General features: G+C 43.9%; 20 protein-coding genes and 13 tRNA genes. 11 read left to right on the top strand and 22 right to left on the bottom strand.

Features of this window, described 5'->3' with window-relative positions:
• Nucleotides 1–34: 34 nt before the first annotated feature.
• The 17 genes from L3V35_RS11405 to lolB form a co-directional block, all read right to left on the bottom strand.
• Nucleotides 35–109: transfer RNA gene (locus L3V35_RS11405), tRNA-Gln, on the bottom strand.
• A 29-nt stretch (nt 110–138) separates the two neighbouring features.
• A tRNA-Leu gene (locus L3V35_RS11400) sits at nt 139–223 on the bottom strand.
• Between the two features lie 68 nt (nt 224–291).
• A tRNA-Gln gene (locus tag L3V35_RS11395) sits at nt 292–366 on the bottom strand.
• A gap of 29 nt (nt 367–395) precedes the next feature.
• A tRNA-Leu gene (locus tag L3V35_RS11390) sits at nt 396–480 on the bottom strand.
• Nucleotides 481–557: 77 nt separating this feature from the next.
• A tRNA-Met gene (locus L3V35_RS11385) sits at nt 558–634 on the bottom strand.
• 51 nt (nt 635–685) lie between these two features.
• Nucleotides 686–770 (bottom strand) — tRNA-Leu (locus L3V35_RS11380).
• Nucleotides 771–839: 69 nt separating this feature from the next.
• Nucleotides 840–914 (bottom strand) — tRNA-Gln (locus L3V35_RS11375).
• 29 nt (nt 915–943) lie between these two features.
• Nucleotides 944–1028 (bottom strand) — tRNA-Leu (locus L3V35_RS11370).
• A gap of 91 nt (nt 1029–1119) precedes the next feature.
• Nucleotides 1120–1196: transfer RNA gene (locus L3V35_RS11365), tRNA-Met, on the bottom strand.
• Between the two features lie 77 nt (nt 1197–1273).
• Nucleotides 1274–1348 (bottom strand) — tRNA-Gln (locus L3V35_RS11360).
• 29 nt (nt 1349–1377) lie between these two features.
• A tRNA-Leu gene (locus L3V35_RS11355) sits at nt 1378–1462 on the bottom strand.
• Between the two features lie 68 nt (nt 1463–1530).
• Nucleotides 1531–1607: transfer RNA gene (locus tag L3V35_RS11350), tRNA-Met, on the bottom strand.
• Between the two features lie 280 nt (nt 1608–1887).
• On the bottom strand, nt 1888–2979 hold the full coding sequence (gene ychF, locus L3V35_RS11345) for a redox-regulated ATPase YchF (protein WP_026012356.1): 1092 nt from the start codon (nt 2977–2979) through the stop codon (nt 1888–1890).
• Nucleotides 2980–2989: 10 nt separating this feature from the next.
• Entirely contained in the window at nt 2990–3580 is a 591-nt protein-coding gene (gene pth, locus L3V35_RS11340) for an aminoacyl-tRNA hydrolase (protein WP_010439162.1), read from the bottom strand.
• A gap of 208 nt (nt 3581–3788) precedes the next feature.
• Entirely contained in the window at nt 3789–4733 is a 945-nt protein-coding gene (locus L3V35_RS11335) for a ribose-phosphate pyrophosphokinase (RefSeq protein WP_012603389.1), read from the bottom strand.
• Nucleotides 4734–4760: 27 nt separating this feature from the next.
• Nucleotides 4761–5636 carry a 4-(cytidine 5'-diphospho)-2-C-methyl-D-erythritol kinase gene (ispE, locus tag L3V35_RS11330; RefSeq protein ID WP_054548120.1) on the bottom strand — a complete coding sequence of 292 codons (876 nt, stop codon included), beginning with the start codon at nt 5634–5636 and terminating at the stop codon, nt 4761–4763.
• Entirely contained in the window at nt 5633–6301 is a 669-nt protein-coding gene (gene lolB / locus L3V35_RS11325; RefSeq protein ID WP_054548121.1) for a lipoprotein insertase outer membrane protein LolB, read from the bottom strand. The genes ispE and lolB overlap by 4 nt, the downstream gene beginning before the upstream one ends.
• 160 nt (nt 6302–6461) lie before the next feature.
• On the opposite strand from lolB, the gene hemA reads away from it, so the two are divergent.
• From hemA to ybaK, 8 genes are all read left to right on the top strand, one after another.
• Nucleotides 6462–7721 carry a glutamyl-tRNA reductase gene (hemA, locus tag L3V35_RS11320; protein WP_054548122.1) on the top strand — a complete coding sequence of 420 codons (1260 nt, stop codon included), beginning with the start codon at nt 6462–6464 and terminating at the stop codon, nt 7719–7721.
• 28 nt (nt 7722–7749) lie between these two features.
• Nucleotides 7750–8838 carry a peptide chain release factor 1 gene (prfA, locus tag L3V35_RS11315; protein WP_004736236.1) on the top strand — a complete coding sequence of 363 codons (1089 nt, stop codon included), beginning with the start codon at nt 7750–7752 and terminating at the stop codon, nt 8836–8838.
• A 5-nt stretch (nt 8839–8843) separates the two neighbouring features.
• The gene (prmC, locus tag L3V35_RS11310) at nt 8844–9716 is read left to right on the top strand and encodes a peptide chain release factor N(5)-glutamine methyltransferase (RefSeq protein WP_054548123.1); all 873 of its coding nucleotides are present in this window, start codon (nt 8844–8846) and stop codon (nt 9714–9716) included.
• Nucleotides 9717–9907: 191 nt separating this feature from the next.
• A complete protein-coding gene (locus L3V35_RS11305; protein ID WP_004736238.1) occupies nt 9908–10291 on the top strand; it encodes a SirB2 family protein in 384 nt (127 codons plus the stop codon).
• A gap of 27 nt (nt 10292–10318) precedes the next feature.
• Nucleotides 10319–11128 (top strand): SirB1 family protein, encoded by an 810-nt coding sequence (locus L3V35_RS11300; protein ID WP_017084479.1) that lies wholly within the window; start codon nt 10319–10321, stop codon nt 11126–11128.
• Nucleotides 11129–11150: 22 nt separating this feature from the next.
• Entirely contained in the window at nt 11151–12005 is an 855-nt protein-coding gene (gene kdsA / locus L3V35_RS11295) for a 3-deoxy-8-phosphooctulonate synthase (RefSeq protein ID WP_237299701.1), read from the top strand.
• A gap of 574 nt (nt 12006–12579) precedes the next feature.
• On the top strand, nt 12580–14241 hold the full coding sequence (gene ushA, locus L3V35_RS11290) for a bifunctional UDP-sugar hydrolase/5'-nucleotidase UshA (RefSeq protein ID WP_004736242.1): 1662 nt from the start codon (nt 12580–12582) through the stop codon (nt 14239–14241).
• 118 nt (nt 14242–14359) lie between these two features.
• Nucleotides 14360–14833: a Cys-tRNA(Pro) deacylase gene (gene ybaK / locus L3V35_RS11285; protein WP_017076861.1), complete on the top strand. Its 474-nt coding sequence runs from the start codon at nt 14360–14362 to the stop codon at nt 14831–14833.
• A 127-nt stretch (nt 14834–14960) separates the two neighbouring features.
• Here the strand turns inward: ybaK and rluF are convergent, their stop codons facing one another.
• The 3 genes from rluF to L3V35_RS11270 all read right to left on the bottom strand — a co-directional run bounded on the left by rluF (nt 14961) and on the right by L3V35_RS11270 (nt 17127).
• On the bottom strand, nt 14961–16061 hold the full coding sequence (gene rluF, locus L3V35_RS11280; RefSeq protein ID WP_054548124.1) for a 23S rRNA pseudouridine(2604) synthase RluF: 1101 nt from the start codon (nt 16059–16061) through the stop codon (nt 14961–14963).
• A 176-nt stretch (nt 16062–16237) separates the two neighbouring features.
• Nucleotides 16238–16819 carry a DNA endonuclease SmrA gene (gene smrA / locus L3V35_RS11275; RefSeq protein ID WP_017076135.1) on the bottom strand — a complete coding sequence of 194 codons (582 nt, stop codon included), beginning with the start codon at nt 16817–16819 and terminating at the stop codon, nt 16238–16240.
• Between the two features lie 167 nt (nt 16820–16986).
• The gene (locus tag L3V35_RS11270; protein ID WP_004736246.1) at nt 16987–17127 is read right to left on the bottom strand and encodes a DUF3149 domain-containing protein; all 141 of its coding nucleotides are present in this window, start codon (nt 17125–17127) and stop codon (nt 16987–16989) included.
• A 255-nt stretch (nt 17128–17382) separates the two neighbouring features.
• Here L3V35_RS11270 and L3V35_RS11265 point away from each other — a divergent pair.
• Nucleotides 17383–17459 (top strand) — tRNA-Pro (locus L3V35_RS11265).
• Between the two features lie 281 nt (nt 17460–17740).
• Here the strand turns inward: L3V35_RS11265 and L3V35_RS11260 are convergent.
• Complete coding sequence (locus L3V35_RS11260; protein ID WP_017076858.1) at nt 17741–18163, bottom strand: hypothetical protein; 423 nt, start codon at nt 18161–18163, stop codon at nt 17741–17743.
• Between the two features lie 121 nt (nt 18164–18284).
• Nucleotides 18285–19172, bottom strand: coding sequence for a TraB/GumN family protein (locus L3V35_RS11255; RefSeq protein WP_054548125.1), 888 nt, complete (start codon nt 19170–19172; stop codon nt 18285–18287).
• A 406-nt stretch (nt 19173–19578) separates the two neighbouring features.
• Here L3V35_RS11255 and L3V35_RS11250 point away from each other — a divergent pair, with 406 nt between their 5' ends.
• Both L3V35_RS11250 and L3V35_RS11245 read left to right on the top strand, forming a co-directional pair.
• Nucleotides 19579–22230 carry a beta-N-acetylhexosaminidase gene (locus tag L3V35_RS11250; RefSeq protein ID WP_237299699.1) on the top strand — a complete coding sequence of 884 codons (2652 nt, stop codon included), beginning with the start codon at nt 19579–19581 and terminating at the stop codon, nt 22228–22230.
• A 536-nt stretch (nt 22231–22766) separates the two neighbouring features.
• Nucleotides 22767–23459, top strand: a complete 693-nt coding sequence (locus L3V35_RS11245) for an oligogalacturonate-specific porin KdgM family protein (protein WP_004736127.1) — start codon at nt 22767–22769, stop codon at nt 23457–23459.
• Nucleotides 23460–23602 lie beyond the last annotated feature (143 nt).

Genomic DNA, 23602 nt, shown 5'->3' with positions numbered 1-23602 from the left:
AGAAGACTTATGGTTTGTCTAAGTAACGTTGTAATGGCTGGGCTACCTGGATTCGAACCAGGGAATGCTGGCATCAAAAGCCAGTGCCTTACCGCTTGGCGATAGCCCAACAGGATATCAATTAAGATATCTAAATAATGGTGCGGTCGGAGAGACTTGAACTCTCACACCTCTCGGCGCCAGAACCTAAATCTGGTGCGTCTACCAATTCCGCCACGACCGCAGCAAAGCTTTTACTCTAGCGAAGAGTATAGTTAAGAAGACTTATGGTTTGTCTAAGTAACGTTGTAGTGGCTGGGCTACCTGGATTCGAACCAGGGAATGCTGGCATCAAAAGCCAGTGCCTTACCGCTTGGCGATAGCCCAACAGGATACCAATTAAGATATCTAAATAATGGTGCGGTCGGAGAGACTTGAACTCTCACACCTCTCGGCGCCAGAACCTAAATCTGGTGCGTCTACCAATTCCGCCACGACCGCAGCAAATCTTTATAGTTATATCGACATTGGTGATTCAATATAACGTTGTTTGTACTTTTTCTTTCATAAAGAAAGAATGGTGGCTACTGCGGGATTCGAACCTGCGACCCCATCATTATGAGTGATGTGCTCTAACCAACTGAGCTAAGTAGCCAATAATGAATTTTATGTATTCACTATTTTATCTCTAATTAAAGAGAAATAATGGTGCGGTCGGAGAGACTTGAACTCTCACACCTCTCGGCGCCAGAACCTAAATCTGGTGCGTCTACCAATTCCGCCACGACCGCAGCAAAGCTTTGTACTCTAGCAAAGAGTATAGTTAAGAAGACTTATGGTTTGTCTAAGTAACGTTGTAATGGCTGGGCTACCTGGATTCGAACCAGGGAATGCTGGCATCAAAAGCCAGTGCCTTACCGCTTGGCGATAGCCCAACAGGATATCAATTAAGATATCTAAATAATGGTGCGGTCGGAGAGACTTGAACTCTCACACCTCTCGGCGCCAGAACCTAAATCTGGTGCGTCTACCAATTCCGCCACGACCGCAGCAAAGCTTTTACTCTAGCGAAGAGTATAGTTAAGAAGACTTATGGTTTGTCTAAGTAACGTTGTTTGTTCTTCTTTCATAAAGAAAGAATGGTGGCTACTGCGGGATTCGAACCTGCGACCCCATCATTATGAGTGATGTGCTCTAACCAACTGAGCTAAGTAGCCATCTGAGAGCGAAGTAATATAATATAATCTCGCTTCCAATGCCATTATCTTTTTAAAGATAATTACACTTTAAATTGTGGCTGGGCTACCTGGATTCGAACCAGGGAATGCTGGCATCAAAAGCCAGTGCCTTACCGCTTGGCGATAGCCCAACAGGATATCAATTAAGATATCTAAATAATGGTGCGGTCGGAGAGACTTGAACTCTCACACCTCTCGGCGCCAGAACCTAAATCTGGTGCGTCTACCAATTCCGCCACGACCGCTTTACTTTCCTAAAAACTCTTTGTTGTTAAGAGACAGATGTTTAATAACAAACAGAGTGCTTAGGAAATGGTGGCTACTGCGGGATTCGAACCTGCGACCCCATCATTATGAGTGATGTGCTCTAACCAACTGAGCTAAGTAGCCATTTCCAAATTGTTGCTCATTTCGAGACGTTGCCGCTTCGTTGTGAACGGGGCGCATTATGCGGAGTTGAGCGAAACCCGTCAACTTTTTTTTTGAATAAATCGCGAATAAACATCTGTTCGGTTTCTTTTTAGGCAAAGAGGTGTATTTGTCGACAAAAAACAGGTCTAAAAGGCGATATATATAGGAAGTTAAGTTTTGGATGTGGGGCTATTTCTAAAGGGGGAAAACAAAAAGGCCAGTGAATTCACTGGCCTTTTTTCTAGATGTTTAATCAGAATTATACGTTGAAGCGGAAGTGAACTACGTCACCATCTTTAACGATGTATTCTTTGCCTTCAAGACGCCATTTACCTGCATCTTTTGCTCCGCTTTCACCGCCAAATTCGATGAAATGTTCGTAGCCAACTACTTCTGCACGGATGAAACCTTTCTCGAAGTCGGTGTGGATCTTACCAGCTGCTTGCGGTGCTGTTGCACCGATAGGAATAGTCCAAGCACGAACTTCTTTAACACCGGCAGTAAAGTAAGTTTGAAGAGTCAGTAGCTCGTAACCAGAGCGGATCACTCGGTTAAGGCCTGGTTCTTCGATGCCCATGTCAGCTAGAAACTCTTCACGATCTTCATCGTCAAGCTCAGAAAGTTCAGATTCGATTGCAGCACACACAGCAACAACAACGTTGTTCTCTTTTTCTGCATATTCGCGAACGGCGTCTAGGTAAGGGTTGTTTTCAAAACCATCTTCAGCAACGTTTGCAATGTACATTGTTGGCTTAAGCGTTAGGAAGTTAAGGTAGTCGATTGCTGCTACTTCTTCTTTGCCAAGTTCAACAGTACGAGCCATACCACCTTCAGTCAGGATAGGTAGAAGCTTTTCAAGAACTGTAGTTTCAAATTTAGCGTCTTTATCTCCGCCTTTTGCTTTTTTAGCATTACGGAAGATTGCACGTTCACAGCTATCTAGATCGGCAAGAGCAAGCTCAAGGTTGATCACTTCGATATCTTCGATTGGAGAGACCTTGCCAGAAACGTGAACGATGTTTTCGTTTTCAAAGCAGCGTACAACGTGACCGATAGCATCAGTTTCGCGGATGTTAGCTAGGAATTTGTTACCTAGACCTTCACCTTTAGATGCGCCAGCAACTAGGCCTGCGATATCTACGAATTCCATTGTCGTTGGAAGGATCTTCTGTGGATTAACAATTTTTGCTAATGCATCTAAGCGTAGATCTGGAACCGGAACGATACCTGTGTTTGGTTCGATTGTACAAAATGGAAAGTTTGCTGCTTCGATGCCTGCTTTAGTCAGTGCGTTAAACAGAGTTGACTTACCAACGTTTGGTAGACCAACGATGCCACATTTAAAACCCATGATATAAACCTTATTCTGCTTTGAACGTATGTAAGCGATTTTGTGCTTTTGGTAGGCCATCTTTTAATAAGATGTCTAGGCTACGAACCGATTCGTCAACGACAGCCTCGATACACTCTTGCTCTTTCGCAGGAGCTTTGCCTAATACATAACCTGCAACTTTATCTTTGTGTCCTGGATGGCCAATGCCTAATCTAAGACGATAGAATTCTTTATTGTTACCCTGCTTGCTGATGATGTCTTTCAGACCATTATGTCCACCATGACCACCACCTTTTTTAAACTTTCCAATACCTGGAGGAAGATCTAACTCATCGTGAGCCACCATGATCTCTTCTGGTTTAATTTGGTAGAACTTTGCTAAGGCAGCAACAGCTTTGCCTGACAAGTTCATAAAAGTCGTTGGGATCAGCAAGCGAAGATCTTCACCATGAACCATGATACGACCCGTTAGGCCAAAGAACTTTGGTTCGTTCTTTAGTGTCACGTTATGTACACGCGCTAATTCTTCAACTACCCAAGCACCCGCATTGTGGCGAGTTTTGGCGTATTCTGGACCTGGATTAGCCAGTCCAACGAGAAGTTTTATTTGTTGGCTCAAGGTATGGATCTCTCTTGGGATTTCAAAAAGCGCCGTATGATATCACAGTTTATGAAAAAGGTGCGAGCTAGCTGATAGCAACACGATGATTCCTGACTGTGGTGAATTACGGCTTAATATTGGTTAGACATAAAAAAAGCACTTCATTCAATGAAGTGCTTAATATGTCTCTCTCACGAGTTTCTAAAACAAAGCTATAGAGCTTTGATTAGTTAAACATCGCTGAGATTGATTCTTCGTTGCTGATGCGGCGAATTGCTTCAGCAAGCATGCGAGAAAGGCTTAGCTCAGTCACTTTGCCTGTCGCAGCCATCTCTGGAGAAAGCTTGATTGAATCTGTAACAATAACTTGGTCTAGAACTGAGTTACGGATGTTTTCTGCAGCAGTACCAGAGAATACAGCGTGAGTAGCGTAAGCGAATACACGCTTAGCACCGCGCTCTTTAAGCGCTTCAGCTGCTTTACACAGTGTGCCACCAGTATCGATCATGTCATCAACGATAACACAGTCACGACCTTCAACATCACCGATCAGGTTCATTACTTCAGAAACGTTAGCACGTGGACGACGCTTATCAACGATAGCGATGTCAACATCACCTAGCGCTTTAGCGGTTGCACGAGCACGTACAACACCACCAAGGTCTGGAGAAACCACGACTGGGTTTTCTAGGCCACGGTTAGCCATGTCTTCTAGAAGAACTGGAGTGCCGAAGATGTTATCAACAGGTACATCGAAGAAGCCTTGGATTTGCTCTGCGTGTAGGTCGATAGTCAAAACGCGGTCAACACCAACGTTAGAAAGGAAATCTGCAACAACTTTTGCAGTAATAGGCACACGAGCAGAACGTACACGACGATCTTGACGGGCATAACCGAAGTAAGGGATTACAGCAGTAATACGGCCAGCAGAAGCACGGCGCATTGCGTCAATCATTACCACCAATTCCATAAGGTTGTCATTGGTTGGTGCACAAGTTGATTGAATCAGGAATACATCGCTACCACGAACGTTTTCATTGATTTGTACAGCGACTTCGCCATCAGAAAAACGGTCTACAGTAGCATCGCCAAGAGAGATGTATAGACGATCAGCAATACGTTGGGCTAGTTCAGGTGTTGCGTTACCAGCAAATAGCTTCATATCAGGCACGGTGGAAACCTCGGGTTGCGTCCAGTTTTAAATAGATTGTGGGTGGGCTGATTGGTATTCAGCCAAAGTTTCTTTCAAAGGCGAAATGTTTCGTCCTCTCGCGACAAACGCGGAAACTGTGTCAGGCAGTTGCTCTAGCACCGATTCGGCTTCTTTTTTGCTGCTAAATTCAGCAAAAACGCATGAACCCGTACCAGTCAATCTCGACGGCGCGTATTGTAGCAGCCATGAAAGTTGCTTATCAACCTCTGGGTACAGCATTCGCACAATTTTTTCGCAATCGTTTACGTATTCTTGCTCTAGAAGCGTTGCTAGTGCTCGCTTCGGCGTATTTCGAGTTAATTCTGAATGTGTGAATATGTCTACAGTTGCTATGCTCACTTGAGGTTTAGCAACGAGATACCATTTTTCATCCGGATTAGCGGGCTGTAGCTGTTCTCCAACCCCTTCTGCAAAGGCGGCGTGGCCTCGAACGAAGACCGGAACGTCTGCACCAAGCTTTAAGCCAATCTCGGCTAACTGGTCATCAGACAGGTTGAGTCGCCATAAATAATTAAGCGCGACCAGCACGGTTGCTGCATTTGAAGAGCCCCCACCAATGCCACCTCCCATTGGCAACACTTTCTTAAGTTCAATATCCGCACCGAAAGAGGTCGATGTATATTGTTGGAGGGCAGTTGCGGCTTTCCAAATCAGGTTATCTTCTGTCGCAACGCCTGGAATTTCAGGGGTTATTGTGATCGCACTGGTTTCTTGATTTGCACTAACTGTTAGCTCATCACCAAATTCGACAAACTGAAATAAGGTCTGAAGTTCGTGATAACCATTGTCACGTTGACCAGTGATATAAAGAAATAAATTCAGTTTAGCCGGAGAAGGCCAGTGGGTTGGCGTTGTTATCATTTTTTCAGTGTCCACTTCGAAACTACAATGTTGATTTTGTTCTCGTCTTGCTTGAATGACAATCGAGTAGGGAGTGGGATTGTCTCTACCTTAGTGTTGTCTTCACTAGAGTTCTTGTTGTCTTCACCAGATAATAGTTTACTCGGCATCTCTGTATTGCGATAGTTAGCAAAACTCAGTGTCCATAGTTGGTTGCTGACTTGTTTGGTGAGAGATTCAAGCGTGTTGGTGGTGTTCAATTGGTAGCTATCGGCTTGATCTGGAATGCCAAGGAACCATTGCGGTAGATGGTCTATGGGAATCTGCAATCCAGTAAGTTGTTCCACAAGAACGGAAGCACTTGCATGAGTAAAAACTTGGTCATCATAAGTGACTACCTTGGCACCCGAACTGTCAATTGTGAGGTTCAAGGCGGTTTGACCAAGGAAAGTAGTGAGCCTCAATTGACTCTGATTTGGTGAATGCTTCCAAATGAAATTTAGGCTTTGGCGTTGCTCTGGAGAAATGTAAGCGAGCTTGCCTGAGGCTTGATAGTTTTCTATCTGTAAAAGCCGATCTTGGTGGCTTTGCCACTCGACGCTTGTCGGTTGTTCTGGGATAGACGAGCAACCCACCATAATTATGGTTATAAAAATAAGAGACGTGATTTTACGAAGCTTGCTCATATTTGCTCACAACTTGTTCAAATTTATCTAAAAAACGTCTCAACTATAGCATTGAATTCACGAAGTCAGGAAAACAAATCCCGCTTGCTCTTTAAATAGAGCCATGCATCAAGTAAAATTCGCCCCTTGTTTCCATTCCCTGATCGAGAACTTCTGATACATGTCTTTGCTTGCCGTAGGTATCAATCACAATACAGCGTCGGTTGAATTGCGAGAAAAAGTCGCTTTTGGTCCAGATAAATTATCTGAGGCACTCAAGCAACTTAACGCAAATGCACACGTAAATGGAAGTGTCATACTTTCTACCTGTAATCGAACTGAAGTGTATTGTGACGTCAAAGGCGTGGCAAAAAACAAGTTGATCGATTGGCTGTCTGTATTTCATCAAGTTAGCCCTGAAGAATTAAAACCGAGCATCTACATCCATGAAGAGCAAGCCGCGATTAAGCACTTAATGCGCGTTGCTTGTGGTTTGGACTCTCTGGTTTTGGGCGAGCCGCAAATTCTTGGTCAGGTAAAACAGGCTTACACCGATTCGCGAGAGAACAAATCTGTTGATGCTTCAATGGAAAAACTGTTCCAGAAATCATTTTCTGTCGCCAAGCGTGTTCGAACCGAAACTGAAATTGGCGGAAGCGCGGTGTCCGTTGCTTACGCAGCCTGTACGTTAGCCAAACACATCTTTGAGTCGATTGCTGAATCAACGGTGTTATTGGTGGGTGCGGGTGAGACGATTGAATTGGTGGCAAAACACCTTTCAGCGAATGGCTGCACCAAGATGATAGTGGCTAACCGAACTCGTGAGCGTGCTTTAGGGCTAGCTGAAGAGTTTGGTGCTGAAGTGATCAGTCTGAATGAGATTCCTGACCATTTGCATAGAGCGGATATCGTGATCAGCTCAACTGCGAGTCCGTTACCTATCATCGGTAAGGGCATGGTTGAAACCGCACTGAAGACAAGAAAACATCAACCTATGTTGTTGGTTGATATTGCGGTTCCTCGTGATGTGGAATCTCAGGTCGGCGATCTGAATGATGCTTACCTATATTCCGTTGACGATTTGCAGTCGATCGTTGATGGCAATATTGAACAACGAAAAGTAGAAGCGATTCAAGCTGAAGCAATAGTTAGTGAAGAAAGCGCCGCGTTTATGAGTTGGATGCGTTCACTGCAAGCGGTAGACAGTATTCGTGATTACCGTAAATCGGCCAATGAAATCCGAGAAGATTTATTAAGTAAGAGTTTACAATCACTTGCCGCTGGCGGTGACCCTGAGAAAGTCTTACTTGAGCTGAGTAATAAGCTCACAAACAAATTGATCCATGCTCCAACGCGTGCACTTCAAAGTGCAGCTGAGCAAGGAGAACCTGCAAAATTAATGGTCATTAGACAGAGTTTGGGCTTAGAAAACCCTCAATAATATTCGACCTCCAACAGAATAAGACATTATGAAAGCCTCGATTCTAATAAAGCTTGAAACACTTGTTGAACGCTATGAAGAAGTTCAACATCTACTTGGTGATCCCGGTGTACTTGGGAATCAAGACAAATTCCGTGCCTTGTCAAAAGAGTATTCTCAATTAGAAGAGGTGACGGGGTGCTTCAAATCATACCAGCAAGCTCAAGAAGATTTAGAAGCTGCTGAAGAGATGGCAAATGAAGACGACGCAGAAATGCGCGAAATGGCTCAAGAAGAGATCAAAGATGCGAAAGCGAATATTGAACGTCTGACTGATGAGCTGCAAATTCTTCTGATTCCAAAAGATCCAAACGATGAGCGTAACTGTTTCTTAGAGATTCGTGCCGGTGCTGGTGGTGATGAAGCGGGTATTTTTGCGGGTAACCTTTTCCGCATGTACTCTAGATTTGCCGAGAAAAAAGGTTGGCGCGTTGAGGTGATGAGCAGCAATGTTTCAGAGCAGGGCGGCTTTAAAGAGATGATCGCTAAAATCAGTGGCGACGCTGTTTATGGCACAATGAAGTTCGAGTCTGGCGGTCACCGTGTACAACGTGTACCTGAGACTGAGTCTCAAGGTCGTGTTCATACATCAGCATGTACCGTTGCGGTTATGCCTGAGATCCCAGAAGCTGATCTACCAGAAATTAAAGCTGGCGATCTTAAGATTGATACTTTCCGTGCATCTGGCGCGGGTGGTCAGCACGTTAACACCACGGATTCAGCAATCCGTATTACTCACTTGCCAACCGGTACAGTAGTAGAGTGTCAAGACGAGCGTTCTCAGCATAAAAATAAAGCGAAAGCGATGGCTGTTCTTGCGGCTCGTATCGTTCAAGCTGAAGAAGAGCGTCGTGCTGCTGCTATTTCAGATACACGTCGTAACCTATTAGGTTCTGGTGACCGTAGTGACCGTATTCGCACGTACAACTACCCTCAAGGTCGTGTTTCTGATCACCGCATCAACTTAACTATCTACCGCCTGAACGAAGTTCTGGAAGGTGATATGCAAAGCCTGCTTGATCCTGTTCTACAAGAGCACCAAGCCGATCAACTAGCAGCACTTGCTGAGCACAACTAATTACTATGCAGTCAGCATATACGGTTGAAAGTGCTTTAAAGTCAGCAATCGTACAGCTTCAAGAGGGCGATAACACATCGCCCTCGATTGATGCTGCGGTACTGCTTTGTCACGCTTTAGATAAACCTAGATCTTACCTACTGACTTGGCCTGAGAAGCATCTCACTTCAGAACAGGAATCCGAATTCCATACCCTTCTAAAACGTCGCTTAACCGGTGAGCCTGTGGCTTATATTGTTGGTGAACGTGAGTTTTGGTCGCTGCCGTTAAAAGTTTCTCCTTCTACTTTAATCCCGCGCCCGGATACCGAGCGTTTGGTTGAAGTCGCTTTGGATAAAACCTACGGCAAACAAGGTGCGATTCTAGATTTAGGCACGGGCACAGGTGCTATCGCGTTAGCATTGGCGTCTGAAATGCCGAATCGACCAGTGACGGGCATTGATCTTCGCCCTGAAGCGCAGCAACTTGCTACAGAAAATGCACAACGCTTGAACATCACCAACGCCACCTTTTTACACGGCAGTTGGTTTGAGCCTTTGAGCGCTGTGAGTTCTGAAGAAGAAGCTGTGAAGTTCTCGTTGATTGTCTCGAACCCACCTTACATTGAGAAGAATGACCCTCATTTATCTCAAGGTGATGTGCGTTTTGAACCGATCACAGCGTTAGTTGCTGAAGAGAAAGGTTTAGCTGATATTCGATACATTTCTGAAAACGCACGCGGTTTTTTAGAAAACGAAGGCTGGCTAGCGTTTGAACACGGCTATGACCAAGGCTTGGCGGTACGTGAGATAATGCAACAACTGGGCTACTTGGATGTGGTTACAGAAAAAGATTACGGTGGTAATGACCGAGTGACATTGGGTCGTTACTGTTCATAGGCTGCTGTTAATCATCTTGTGAGCAATAGATGATGAACTTGCTAAATTGATACCTTTAACTCGACAATACACTTAACTCGATAATGCATTTAACGCGGAAATACAGAGAATTAACGCAGAAATACAGGGCATTAACGGGTATTGTTTGGCTCGTGTTAACGAAAGCACATATAAAAATATAAAGGAATACCATGTACGAAGGTTTAAAACATTTTCACCTACTAACGATTGCTATAAGCGCGCTACTTCTTTCGATTCGTTTCGCTCTGATGATGGTTAACTCACCAAAGCTTAAGCATCCTTTCTTGCAGCGTTTCCCTCATATCAATGACTCGTTGCTGCTGCTATCGGGTATTGGTTTGATTTTTATCACTGGCTTTATTCCATTTACACCAGCAGCGCCATGGTTAACCGAAAAACTAACTTGTGTTATGGCTTACATCGCACTGGGCTTCTTTGCGCTTAAGTTAGGTAAGAACAAGCTATTGAGAGTTTTTTCATTCTTTGGCGCTCTAGGCTGGCTAGCAATGGCAGGCAAAATCGCAATGACGAAGACACCAACATTTTTCGGTTAATTATCTCCTTATTTCGGTTAGTTACGTATGTACGAATTTTTTGATGAAGACTTTGACCAGCTAGAGTTAGCTGAAGGTGCATTGATCTTAAATAAAGCGATTAACCCAGAAACTCAAGACAGCTGGGCTGAGCAAGAACTGGCGAGATTGTTAAAAGACGCTGAGTTTGCTTTGGTTAATGAAACCGATGAGCAGCAGAAGTTTGAATCTTTTATTCGACTATTCTTTTACGAGTGGGGCTTTGCTGGCGATAAAGATGCGTACTTCTCTTCGGAAAACGCATTTATCGATAAAGTGCTCGAAAGAAAGAAAGGCATCCCAGTGAGTCTTGGTGCGATTTTTCTTTTTCTTGGTCGCAAGCTAGGCTTCCCTGTAGAGGGCGTTTCTTTCCCAACTCAATTCTTGCTAAAAGTTAGTTGGTACGGGCAAGCAGCCGTCTATATTAACCCTTATAACGGTGAGTATGTTGGCGTGCAAACTTTACGAGCTTGGTTAATCGGACATGATGGCCCACTCGCTAAGGTGAAAGCGGAACACTTAGAGGTTGCCGATCACCCAACGATTATTGGTAAGTGGCTAGCGTTGCTTAAGAGTGCATTATTGCGAGAAGAGCGTTATACGCTTGCATTGAAGTGTACTGATCTTGCGTTAACCTTTGTGCCGGATGATCCGTATGAAATCCGTGACCGCGGCTTTATTTATCAGCAGCTAGACTGTCATCAAGTTGCAGCAACGGATTATCAATACTTTATCGACCAATGCCCAGATGACCCTGCATCTGAGTTGCTAAAATCTCAAGTGAACGTCATGAACGAAAAGACAGTGGTTGTTCACTAATTAATAATTATTTAGAGAGAATATGATGGAACAGAAAACAGTTCACATTGGTGACATGCCAATTGCTAACGACAAGCCATTTACGCTATTTGCAGGCATGAACGTTCTTGAATCTCGCGATCTAGCTATGCAGATCTGTGAGCACTACGTGAAAGTCACAGAGAAGTTGGGCATCCCTTACGTATTTAAGGCGTCTTTCGATAAAGCAAACCGCAGCTCAGTTCACTCATACCGTGGTCCTGGTATGGAAGAAGGTCTTAAAATCTTCCAAGAGCTGAAAGATACCTTTGGCGTGAAGATCATCACGGATATTCACACTGAAGCACAAGCTCAGCCTGTTGCTGATCTGGTTGATGTAATCCAGCTTCCAGCGTTTCTTGCTCGTCAAACTGACCTTGTTGAAGCGATGGCTAAGACTGGCGCGGTTATCAATGTGAAGAAGCCTCAGTTCATGAGCCCGGATCAAGTAGGTAACATCGTTGATAAGTTCGCAGAGTGCGGCAACGACAACATTATTCTTTGTGAACGTGGTTCTTGCATGGGTTATGACAACCTAGTAGTTGATATGCTTGGTTTCGGTGTAATGAAAAAATCATCAAACGGCAGCCCAATTATCTTTGATGTGACTCATGCGCTTCAAATGCGTGACCCATCAGGTGCTGCCTCTGGCGGTCGTCGTGAGCAAACCGTTGAACTTGCTAAAGCGGGTCTTGCGACAGGGATTGCGGGTCTGTTTCTTGAGGCTCACCCTAACCCGGATCAAGCACGCTGTGATGGCCCATCGGCGCTACCTCTAGATAAACTAGAGCCGTTCTTGAAGCAGATGAAAGCACTTGATGACCTTATCAAAGGCTTCGACCACATCGATATCAAATAGCTTTGGCTGATGCTAAATAACTAGCATTAAATCGCTAATGTTAGTGAGTGTAAGTGGTTATTTAACAGCATAAGATAAACGCCCAACTCTTAGAGTTGGGCGTTTTTTTTAACGGGACATCCGTTCAGTTCACTGAAGCCTCGGCCTATTTTGACGATGACCAAGTTGTTTTTCGATGACTAAGCTGTGTAGTCGTTAGCTAACCTGTTTTTCAGAGTACTAATCAACGGCAGATGATTAAATCTTTGTAAACAGAACCTTTGATTCCCTAAGAAAGTGGTATGGGTGTGTGAGGTCTGTCCTGTTTATAGTAAATTACTGATGTTCATCACACTTTATAAGTAAACGATTGCCTGTGATGCAGGGGAAGTTTGAGTGTAATCTCATAATTTTGTTACACTTAACTGCCGATCTATGCGTGACCAATTCGACATAAATATGAAATCGTCGTGTTACATCTAGAATGTTAATTTAAGATTAGTCATGTTGAAGTCTTATTGTTCGAACTCCAGGAAAGGGGTCGCAATAGATTATAAAAAGCAGTGGATTCCCCTAAAAGTTCAAAGGTATGACAATGAAGCAACGCCTTATTCTAAAGACAGCACTAAGTGCTGCAATCCTAGCTACTCTAGCTGGGTGTGCGTCTCAATCAACTCAAGATTGGAACCAAGACGAAACTTACAAGCTTACGGTTCTACACACTAACGACAACCATGGTCGTTTTTGGCAGAACAAATACGGTGAATACGGCATGTCTGCGCGTAAAACGCTTGTTGATCAACTTCGTGCTGAAGTTGAAGCAGAAGGCGGTAGCGTGTTGCTTCTATCTGGTGGTGACATCAACACGGGTGTGCCAGAGTCAGATCTTCAAGATGCAGAACCTGATTTCAAAGGTATGAATAAAATTGGTTACGATGCAATGGCATTGGGTAACCACGAGTTTGACAACTCTTTAGACGTACTACAAAAGCAGATCGATTGGGCTAACTTCCCAATGCTATCTGCAAACATCTACGACAAAGCAACAGGCGAACGCAAGTTCCAAGCTTACGAGATGTTTGAAAAGCAAGGTATCAAGATTGCAGTTATCGGTCTAACCACTGAAGATACGGCAAAAATCGGTAACCCTGAGTTCATCGCGAGCATTGACTTCCGTGACCCTAAAGAAGAAGCGAAGAAGCTGATCGCTGAACTTAAAGAAACAGAGAAGCCAGATTTAATCTTCGCTGTGACTCACATGGGTCACTACGAAAACGGCCAACGTGGTGTTAACGCACCGGGTGATGTAGCACTTGCTCGTTACCTAAACGAAGGCGACCTAGACATGATCGTTGGTGGTCACTCTCAAGAGCCTGTATGTATGGAAGGCCCTAACGTTGCGAAGAAAAACTTCAAGCCGGGTGATGAGTGTAAACCAGACGTACAGAACGGTACTTACATCGTTCAAGCTCACGAGTGGGGCAAGTACGTAGGCCGTGCTGATTACGAATTCCGTAACGGTGAACTAGAGATGGTGAGCTACGATCTGGTTCCTGTTAACCTTAAGAAGAAAGTTAAGATTGACGGTAAGAAGCAACGTGTTCTTATTCAAGATGAAATCGCACAAGATCCAGAGTTGCTTGAATTCCTACGTCCTTTCCAAGAGCAAGGTCAAGCACAGCTAGAAGTTCAAATTGCTGAGACAAATGGCAAGCTTGAAGGCGATCGTAATGTGGTGCGTTTCCAACAAACTAACCTAGGTCGTTTGATTGCGACTTCTCACATGGAGCGTGCACAAGCAGACTTCGCTGTGATGAACTCTGGTGGTGTTCGTGACTCAATTGAAGCGGGCAATGTCACTTACAAAGATGTACTGAAGGTACAACCTTTTGCAAACATCCTGACTTATACAGACATGACAGGTAAAGAAGTTCTAGATTACCTAAACGTTGTGGCGACGAAACCAATCGATTCTGGTGCTTACGCGCAGTTCGCTGGCATTTCAATGACAGTAGCAAACGGTGAAGTATCGAATGTCTTCATCGGTGGCAAACAGCTTCGTTTAGACGAAACCTACCGTTTCACAGTGCCAAGCTTCAACGCGGCTGGTGGCGACGGTTATCCTAAACTGTCAGATCACCCTGGTTACGTGAACACAGGTTTTGTTGATGCTGAAGTACTGAAAGAGTACCTAGAAGCGAACAGCCCAGTTGACGTGAACAAGTACGCACCTTCTGGTCAAATGGTTTACAAGTAATTAAACCCAGTTGATAGAGTCAATAGGTGCTAAATTAGATTGACTCTAGCACCATGATAAATTTAACTAAAGCGACGCCTCGGCGTCGCTTTTTGTTTATCTATCGTTTGGATTTGTTATGACCCCTGCAATCAATCTAGCTAAGAAAAAGAAAATCGCTCATAGCGTGCATCAATATCACCACGATGCGAATAATACGAACTACGGATTAGAGGCTGTCGAAGCGCTTGGTCAAGATCCTAAACGTGTATTTAAAACGCTTTTGTTCTGTTTGAATGGCGTCGCTAAAGATTTAGCTGTTGCCGTTATTCCCGTTGATCAGAAGCTAAACCTGAAGCTTGCGGCAAAAGCGGCAAAAGGCAAAAAAGCAGAGATGGCGAACCCTGATATTGCTCAGAAAACCACGGGTTATGTGGTGGGTGGGATCAGCCCTCTTGGTCAGAAAAAAGCCTTGCCTACCTTTGTTCATTCCAGCGCTACCGATTTTGAAACGATATGCGTGAGTGCAGGGAAGCGCGGGCTAGAAATTGAACTCGACCCGAAAGACTTAGCGCTACTGACTCGCGGTCAGTTTGCTGATCTATGTTTATAGATTGTCGTCGTCATGATGATACAACTACCGAATGACAAACAAAAACGCCCGCTAGATTAACCTAGCGGGCGCTTTTATATTGAGTGTCTATCCTGATATGTGCTTGTACATTGAGGACGAATTATGACTACTTCTTCAGACCTAAAGTACCACCAACACGCTTCGGTGCAGGCTTACCGCTTCGACGATCGTTATTGTTACGATCTGTGCGGGTGCGATCCGAACTGTTTCTATCTGAATTAGAACGCTCTGAACGAGAGTTCGATTTCCAGTTCTCGGTATTGCCACCGCCACCGCTTTCACCGTTCGATGAGTTACGACCACGCTTTGAGTTAGGCGCATGACGGAATTCATCCGCATTGTTACCGCGATAGGTGCGAGTACGATTCTCGTTTTGATTACGTCGCGCTGTTGAAGTTTGGTTCTCTTCACGGCTATCAAATAACTTAGCATCGGTTGCCTTGCGAATTCGCTGACCTTTTGCGTTCATTTTTGACGCATCTTCAGTGCTCACTGAGCCTTCACACATAGCCAAGATCTCAGTGATCTCTTCTTCGCTTAGGTAGCGCCACTTTCCGTTTGGAATGCCATCAAGTGAGATATTCATAATACGAACACGACGTAGTTTGAATACTTCATAGCCTAACGCTTCACACATACGACGGATCTGGCGGTTAAGGCCTTGAGTTAGCGTAATTCGGAATGAAAACTTGGTCTCTTTCTCGACATTACACGGCAAGGTCACGGTATCCAAAATCGGAACACCAGAAGCCATCTTCTTCAAGAATTCCGTCGTAATCGGCTTATCTACACGCACCACGTATTCTTTCTCGTGGTTGTTACCGGCACGTAGGATTTTGTTTACGATGTCGCCATCGTTGGTCAAGAAGATAAGACCATCAGAAGGCTTATCTAGACGACCAATAGGGAAAATACGTTTGTGGTGGCCGATAAAGTCGACGATGTTGCCTGGAATATCACGTTCAGTAGTACAGGTGATGCCTGTTGGTTTATTAAGAGCAATGTAGATCGGCTTCTCTTTTGAGCGAACAGGTTTATTGTCGATCTCAACATCATCACCGGGCAAGACTTTAGTACCCATTTCAGGGATCTTACCGTTAATAGTAACTCGGCCTGCATCAATGAGTTTGTCGGCTTCGCGGCGTGAGCAAAAACCAGTTTCACTGATGTATTTATTAAGGCGTTTAGCTTGGGATTCTTGTGACATGATATTCTCTTAGCGTTTCACAACGGAAATATAGATAAACAAAAAGCAACCTTTGGATAGTTGCTTTGAGTTGGGATTCGTTAACTGAGGACAATTTTAGCACTTGGTGTGAGTCTAGGCACGCAATATCGATCTTGATACAATTCGCTATCAGTGTACTTATCTGTTTCAACCAGTTAACTGGTGCGTTTTTGATGGCGCTCTCTGTTCTCTAGCTTTTTCTCATTACTCTTTCTGAGCATAACGTAGACTGCGCCAGTACCACCATGAAATTGCTGAGCAGAATGAACACATTGAACGTCGTTAATTTGCGTGAGCCAATTCGCCACGTAGCTTTTCATCATTGCTGGTGGGTTCGAGCGCTCACCTTTACCGTGAACAATGATAACGGTGCGAACATCCATTCTTAAACACTGGCGTAAAAATGAGAGTACTTCGTTACGAGCGTCTTTCAGTGTTTTCCTATGAAGGTCGAGTTTGGCCTGAATAGGGTATTTGCCTAAGCGCAGCTTTTTATATACGCCTTCTTGTACACCATCTTTCTTGTAAGCAATGACGTCGTCTGGCTTGATCATTGGTGAGTAGTCTAATGATAAGTAGTCTTTCTCGTCGTCAGACAGCCACATAGCGGCTTCACGCTTAGCAAGGTGAGATTCTGTGACTCGGTGTACTTTCTGGTGTTCGGCGGTGTCATGGTCGATACGTTTAACATCGCCCATCATTTCTTGGAATAGATCTAAGTCGTCATCATGAGACATAGTGTGTATCTCAAGTTGGAGAAGGATAGGGTAAGTATACCTAAGTTGAGGCTGGGTTTAAAAATGAAAAAACCGGAGAAGACAATAAGTCTGCTCCGGTGCAAAGCGTTTTTACATCCACCCAAAGAAAATGATACTTAAAAGTAGATGACTTAGGCTGAGCGATTCTAGTGAGGAGATTTTTCAGTCATAACTTTGTAGATGAAGAAGCCTCCATAGAACATCATGAGACCCAGAGCCCCGAATATTACTATCATTGAAGATAGCCCCACTGCATTACCAAATAGGAGTTCTAGCCAAAAGTCCATGTGTATACCTCAAAGTTATATGACATGGCTTAGTGTATTAAGTAGCGTTATCAATTCACTGATCTGGATCAATCCTGTTTCATAAGTTAAATACTTGTTGTTGAGTGTGTGTTTTTCGTCACATTAGCCGTTAGGTTGTACGTCTTTTGTTCGAACGATTCGATATTGTAAAAAAGAGTGAAAAAAGCTCTTGCGCATAAATTCAGAATCCGTATTATACGCTTCATCGACAGGCAATCAGCCAGTTAGATATCTCGGTGAATAGCGCAGCTTGGTAGCGCATCTGGTTTGGGACCAGAGGGTCGGGGGTTCGAATCCCTCTTCACCGACCACATTAAGAAAAAGGCTTCTCAGAAATGAGAAGCCTTTTTTGCATTTCAGGATAAAGATAATCACTTGGTCAACGGGTTCGCCTGATGTTCAAAATAAGCTCTTCAACGCCACATTAAAGAAGCCGTAGACCATTTATTATAGAGAAGGGCTACGACTTTTTTGCATTTTGGTATGTGCGTCATTCCCTAGAGTGACGAAGGAGCGAGTCGGGAATCTCTTGTTGTTCTAAACATCCCGCATAGAGAAAAGGATTGACTCAATAAGCCCGCCCCAAATCTGTTTACTTCACATCACAAGTAATGTTCTTGATTGGTGTCTCTGAGGTAACAAAGCAAACATACGCTTCAACAGGATTATTTGGACCAATTCGAATGTAGCCTGCCTGTACTTCATCTTCGTTAAAAGTCACCGAGTGAGAGTTACCCATCTTGCCATCGTAAAAGCTTGCTTCAAAATTACCATTCATTTGGCTTGCGATACGGTTGCGTGTCGTAGACGTCGTGAAAGTAATATTCGCGCATCGCATGGGTGGCTTTTCAGTAATCAAAAACTGTCCGCTTTCTTTATCTAGCACGCCGCCTTTTGTATCTGGCTGAATGTCGATGGCTTGAAATTGTTCGATGGTACAAGTTTCTCTGGCAGAGGCTGTCGTGGGCATCAGGATCAAGAGAGCTAAAGGTAAAGCGAAGAGAACTGGTTTCATGAGAACAACACCGTGTATAAAAAGAGCGAAAGATAATAGCACCGTTATGGTGCTATTAAATGTAATGATTCTGTTATTAGGTAATGGTTATATTATGAGAAGGTCATGGTCTCGAATTTAGTTAGTTGTCGTCACTAACCTCAAATTGACACTGAGCCTGTTGGCTTTGTGATTGTTGAATGACATTAAAACCTTTCTCTTTTAACAACTGCAAAAGGTTACCTTCGCCAACTAGGTGCAAGGCGCCAACCACGATCAAATAATTCCCATTTGAATCGAGTTTCCAATCATTGGCGGATAGCTTGTTTGCCCAGTCGATATTGCGATCAGTTAAGAATGCTTTCTCGAGTTCAAGCGACATCTCAGACAGCTCTGCGAAGGCTTCCAGCTTCGCTAAATCACCCGCTTTCCAGCTTTCAATTAGGCAATGAACCACACGATCAGTTTGGTCAAATTCCTCAAGGCTACTGACTAACCATTCCTTACCGTCATCCTTTTGTTTTGTCATCAGGTCTATTTGGAATTGTAGTGGTTCTAAACTGATAACCGGAACATCTTGGATAGTCGCTTTGTAAGCTAGCGTCGCATCAACGCCGCCGGCGGAGCCATAACCAAGGTTTTTTAGCTGCTGCATCTGTATGGAGAGAGAAGTAGCCCAAGGCGGTGAGCTAAGCAGTTGTTGCGTCGGCATCTCCAACGATTTTGATATGTCGGTTAATAATTGCAGTTGTTCTTCATTGAGCACATCGGCTGTGGTGAGTTTGTTGTGGGGATATACAACGCCATCAGACTTTCTGATATCCGTTTCGATAACTAACCCATCACTGTTTTTTAGCGCGTCGGTGATCGCTGAAGGAAGTGGGTACATACTCTCGTCCCCAACGTGCACGGAACCTAAGATAGTGAGTGTCAGTTCATCCTTTTTTGCTTGCCAATAAAGGGGCTCGGCGACCGCTTGCCTAGCTGAAAAAGCGAGAACGAATAAAACCATGTATAAGAATGGGCGCAAAGGGAGCTCCTTTAGGAAGTCTTAAACTCGTTAAAATCGATTTTGACGGTGTTTTTTAACGGTTTTTTTTGAGAACGATGTCACGTTGTTTGTACGAAAAGTATAACAACACCAACAAACTCTTAAACCTTTCTCAGTAACAACGACACGATTTTATGAAATCCTTTCAAAAGATTGTGATTCAATTCTCAAATATTACGTCAAAATAAAACTGACGGAACTGTCGATATCGGTAACTTGATGATTTTAATCAGGTTAATTTTATCAATATTTTTTAGATTTGAAGTCGATCACTTTATTAACTTGATTTAATTCACGACGAAAAATAAGGCCATATAGTTTATCTAACTTTTGAAGCGTTCTATTTTGCTTCTAACTCAATTTTTTAAATTTATGGGTGAATACGATGTTGAAGAGAAACTTACTATCTGTAGCAGTACTGGCTGGTTTAACGGGTTGTGCGGTAACACAAGCACCAGAACAAAAGGTGGTAAATGCACTGGCTGATAACCTAGATGTGCAATACGAAATTTTGACGAACCACGGCGCAAACGAAGGCATGGCTTGTCAGGATTTAGGCGCAGAGTGGGCATCATGTAACAAAGTGAACATGACTCTGACCAATGATGGTGAAGCGATCGATTCGAAAGATTGGACTATCTATTTCCACAGTATTCGCCTTATCTTAGATGTTGATAATGAGCAGTTTAAAATCACTCGTGTAACGGGCGACCTACACAAACTAGAACCTACAGATAAGTTCGATGGTTTTGCCGCTGGTGAAGAAGTGATTCTTCCACTAACAAGTGAATACTGGCAACTGTTTGAAACCGACTTTATGCCGGGTGCATTCGTAACGGCGCCAAACGCTGAACCTAAGATGATTGCTTCATTGAATACGGAAGATATCGCGTCGTTCGTAACCGGTTTGGAAGGAAATAACCTTAAGCGTACACCTGATGACAACAATGTCATGGCAACAGCGGTTACTCGCTTTGAAAAGAATGCTGATCTGGCAACGCAAGATGTATCAACCACTTTACTACCAACGCCAATGTCGGTAGAAGTGGGCGAAGGTTCAGTGAGCATTGCTGGTGGTATTGCCCTACCGAAAGACGCATTCGATGCTGAGCAGTTCGCTGCAATTGAAGAACGTGCAGATGTGGTAAACGTAGATGTGAGTGGCGACCTACCTGTTAGTGTTGCTGTTGTTCCTACTCAGTTTACGGGTGATTTAGCGAAATCTGGCGCTTATGAACTAAGTATCTCGGAAGAGGAGGTTGCGATTAAAGCGTTTGATAAAACAGGTGCTTTCTACGCAGTTCAGTCTATTTTTGGCCTAATAGACAGTCAGAACGCTGAATCATTACCACAACTGTCGATCCAAGATGCGCCACGCTTTGACTACCGCGGTGTGATGGTGGATGTTGCTCGAAACTTCCACTCAAAAGATGCCATCCTAGCCACGCTAGATCAAATGGCAGCCTACAAGATGAATAAACTGCACCTTCACTTAACGGATGATGAAGGCTGGCGTTTAGAAATCCCAGGTTTACCAGAGCTAACGGATGTAGGGTCTAATCGTTGTTTTGATTTGGAAGAGCAAAGCTGTTTACTGCCTCAGCTAGGTTCAGGTCCAACAACAGACAACTTCGGCTCTGGTTTCTTTAGTAAAGCGGATTACGTCGAGATCTTAAGCTACGCAAAAGCGCGCAGCATCGAAGTAATCCCAGAAATTGATATGCCAGCACACGCTCGTTCTGCTGTGGTATCAATGGAAGCGCGTTACACTCGCCTAATGTCCGAAGGCAAGGAAGCTGAAGCGAACGAATACCGCTTGATGGATCCACAAGATACATCGAACGTAACTACGGTTCAGTTTTATGACAAGCAAAGCTTCATTAACCCATGTATGGAATCTTCAACTCACTTTGTCGATAAAGTTATCTCTGAAGTGGCGGCAATGCACCAAGAAGCGGGCGTTCCATTAACGACTTGGCACTTTGGCGGCGATGAAGCGAAAAACATCAAGTTAGGCGCGGGCCTACAAGATATTAATGCAGAAGATAAAGTGGCATGGAAAGGTAATATTGACTTGGCTAAGCAAGATAAGCCATTCCAACAATCTCCACAGTGTCAGTCTTTGATCGCTGATGGTACTGTGAGCGATTTCGGTCACCTGCCAAGTCACTTTGCAGAGCAGGTATCTAAGATTGTTGCTGACAAAGGCATCCCTCACTTCCAAGCATGGCAAGATGGCCTGAAATACAGTGAAGGCGAAAAAGCATTTGCAACAGAAAGCACTCGCGTGAACTTCTGGGACGTTCTTTACTGGGGCGGTACTTCATCAGTATACGACTGGTCAGCAAAAGGGTATGACGTAATCGTCTCTAACCCAGACTACGTATACATGGATATGCCATACGAAGTTGATGCTGCAGAGCGTGGTTACTACTGGGCAACACGTGCAACCGATACTCGTAAGATGTTTGGCTTCGCACCAGAAAACATGCCACAAAACGCAGAAACATCATTAGACCGTGACGGCAATGGTTTCTCTGGTAAAGGCGAGATTGAAGCGAAACCTTTCTACGGTTTGTCTGCACAACTTTGGTCTGAAACAGTACGTACCGACGAGCAGTATGAATACATGGTGTTCCCTCGCGTACTTGCAGCAGCAGAGCGCGCATGGCACAGAGCTGATTGGGAAAACGACTACAAAGTGGGCGTTGAATACTCTCAAGATACTGACTTAGTGAATAAGCAGTCTTTAAACAGTGACTTTAATCGCTTCGCGAATATTGTAGGGCAACGTGAATTGGCTAAGCTTGAGAAAGCTGGCATTGATTACCGACTGTCAGTACCGGGCGCTCAGGTTGTTGATGGCAAGCTAGCGATGAACGTACAATTCCCAGGCGTAGAGCTGCAATACTCTGCTGATGGCGAAAACTGGTTAACGTACGATGAGCAACAACGTCCTTCGGTTTCAGGCGAAACTTACATCCGCTCTATCTCTGAAAGTGGCGAGAAAGTAAGTCGAGTAACTTCGGTAAAATAATCGACAAGCAACATTAATAGAAGAGCTCCCTAGCTTTTATCTGATTCAGATAAGAGTGGGAGCTTTTTTTTCGTCCAAATCAAGTTAGCCACTTCTCTTAAACTGAAACATATAGAAATAGCCTTTATGTATATCGTCAACAATGTACATAAGGTGAGTTCCATCGCAAAAGTGACGCGCTTCTCATTATTCTCTTCAAAAAATAAGTCTCTCATCAAAAACTCTAAATCAGGTGTGATTGAACTAACTTAATCTAATTTTGTGACGTGAAATAACGTGATCTCGATCTGTGTATTTTTAAGTCTTAACTTTTTTATTAAATTTTATATTTTTAAGTGATTGATTTAAATGCATTAAATAACTTGTTCTTTTTTGATAGTGAGAGAGATCACTCTGCTTACTCTTTTATTTTGAAACGCAAATTAATTCGAGCAACATAGATTTCATGCCAGGGAGGCAACTAACTACTCAAGCGGTGAAGGTGAATGATGTACCGAAGATGTGCCGCTGAAAAAATCAAACTAAGGCAGTTTACTATGAAAAAAATTATCGCTCTAAGTGCACTTTCTCTTGCTTTTGCTTCTAGTGCTTTTGCTGGTTCTTCTTACGTTACAGGTAACATCCAAATTCATGACGATGGCCGTATCCACGGTTCTGATATGACTTCTACGCTAGAAGCTGGTCACACGTTTGACAACTCTCTAGGCGGCTTCACGGTTTATTCTGAGTTTGATGGCATCCAACTTGGCAAACTTGAATCTGAAAATGGCGGTGCAGGTAATACTACTCCAGGCATCACTGTCGGTGGTGAGCAATCTTTCAACATTACTGACAAATTATGGGTTGCTGCTGGTTACCAACACCTATTCTCTGCAGGTGAGAGCATTCAGTTCCGTCCATTAGTTAAGATCGGTTACAACTTCGATAACGGTATCTCTATTAGCAACCGTACTCGTGCACACATCGATGATACTTCGGCTAATGCTGACACAGACTACCGCATGGATAACCGCATTGGTTACACAGTGAATGCTGACCTAGCACTTAGCTACAACAACGTATACATGATTGATGCTGAAGCGATGGACCATGAGTTACGTGCTACATGGACTCGTCAAGGTGTTCAACCTTACTTTGAGTTCCGTAGCCAAGCTAACGGCGTAGATTTCGCAAACGGCGATTCTAAGCAGAACAACGCATTCGTATTCGGTGCTTCTTACGGCTTCTAAGCCGATTCACTTGGCTGCTTAGTCGATTAGATTATTAGCCGAGTGAGCTTCTTCGCTAAATAGCTTCTTAGCCAATTAGCGAGGAGAAATATAGCGGCACTAACAGCCCGGTTGGTACCGCGACAAGATTTGCTTTACTGTCC

The sequence above is a fragment of the Vibrio sp. L5-1 genome, assembly GCF_021728315.1.
In the GTDB taxonomy this organism is placed as follows: domain Bacteria; phylum Pseudomonadota; class Gammaproteobacteria; order Enterobacterales; family Vibrionaceae; genus Vibrio; species Vibrio splendidus_K.
The sequence above is the reverse complement of the archived record's forward strand: the minus strand, read 5'-3'. Positions and strand labels throughout refer to the sequence as shown.

Bases quoted from the DNA above. Each gene is read 5' to 3' on its own strand.
- ychF (WP_026012356.1), bottom strand. From the start codon at position 2,979: ATGGGTTTTAAATGTGGCATCGTTGGTCTACCAAACGTTGGTAAGTCA.
- ispE (WP_054548120.1), bottom strand. From the start codon at position 5,636: ATGATAACAACGCCAACCCACTGGCCTTCTCCGGCTAAACTGAATTTA.
- lolB (WP_054548121.1), bottom strand. From the start codon at position 6,301: ATGAGCAAGCTTCGTAAAATCACGTCTCTTATTTTTATAACCATAATT.
- hemA (WP_054548122.1), top strand. From the start codon at position 6,462: ATGTCTTTGCTTGCCGTAGGTATCAATCACAATACAGCGTCGGTTGAA.
- prfA (WP_004736236.1), top strand. From the start codon at position 7,750: ATGAAAGCCTCGATTCTAATAAAGCTTGAAACACTTGTTGAACGCTAT.
- prmC (WP_054548123.1), top strand. From the start codon at position 8,844: ATGCAGTCAGCATATACGGTTGAAAGTGCTTTAAAGTCAGCAATCGTA.
- L3V35_RS11305 (WP_004736238.1), top strand. From the start codon at position 9,908: ATGTACGAAGGTTTAAAACATTTTCACCTACTAACGATTGCTATAAGC.
- L3V35_RS11300 (WP_017084479.1), top strand. From the start codon at position 10,319: ATGTACGAATTTTTTGATGAAGACTTTGACCAGCTAGAGTTAGCTGAA.
- kdsA (WP_237299701.1), top strand. From the start codon at position 11,151: ATGATGGAACAGAAAACAGTTCACATTGGTGACATGCCAATTGCTAAC.
- ushA (WP_004736242.1), top strand. From the start codon at position 12,580: ATGAAGCAACGCCTTATTCTAAAGACAGCACTAAGTGCTGCAATCCTA.
- ybaK (WP_017076861.1), top strand. From the start codon at position 14,360: ATGACCCCTGCAATCAATCTAGCTAAGAAAAAGAAAATCGCTCATAGC.
- rluF (WP_054548124.1), bottom strand. From the start codon at position 16,061: ATGTCACAAGAATCCCAAGCTAAACGCCTTAATAAATACATCAGTGAA.
- smrA (WP_017076135.1), bottom strand. From the start codon at position 16,819: ATGTCTCATGATGACGACTTAGATCTATTCCAAGAAATGATGGGCGAT.
- L3V35_RS11270 (WP_004736246.1), bottom strand. From the start codon at position 17,127: ATGGACTTTTGGCTAGAACTCCTATTTGGTAATGCAGTGGGGCTATCT.
- L3V35_RS11260 (WP_017076858.1), bottom strand. From the start codon at position 18,163: ATGAAACCAGTTCTCTTCGCTTTACCTTTAGCTCTCTTGATCCTGATG.
- L3V35_RS11250 (WP_237299699.1), top strand. From the start codon at position 19,579: ATGTTGAAGAGAAACTTACTATCTGTAGCAGTACTGGCTGGTTTAACG.
- L3V35_RS11245 (WP_004736127.1), top strand. From the start codon at position 22,767: ATGAAAAAAATTATCGCTCTAAGTGCACTTTCTCTTGCTTTTGCTTCT.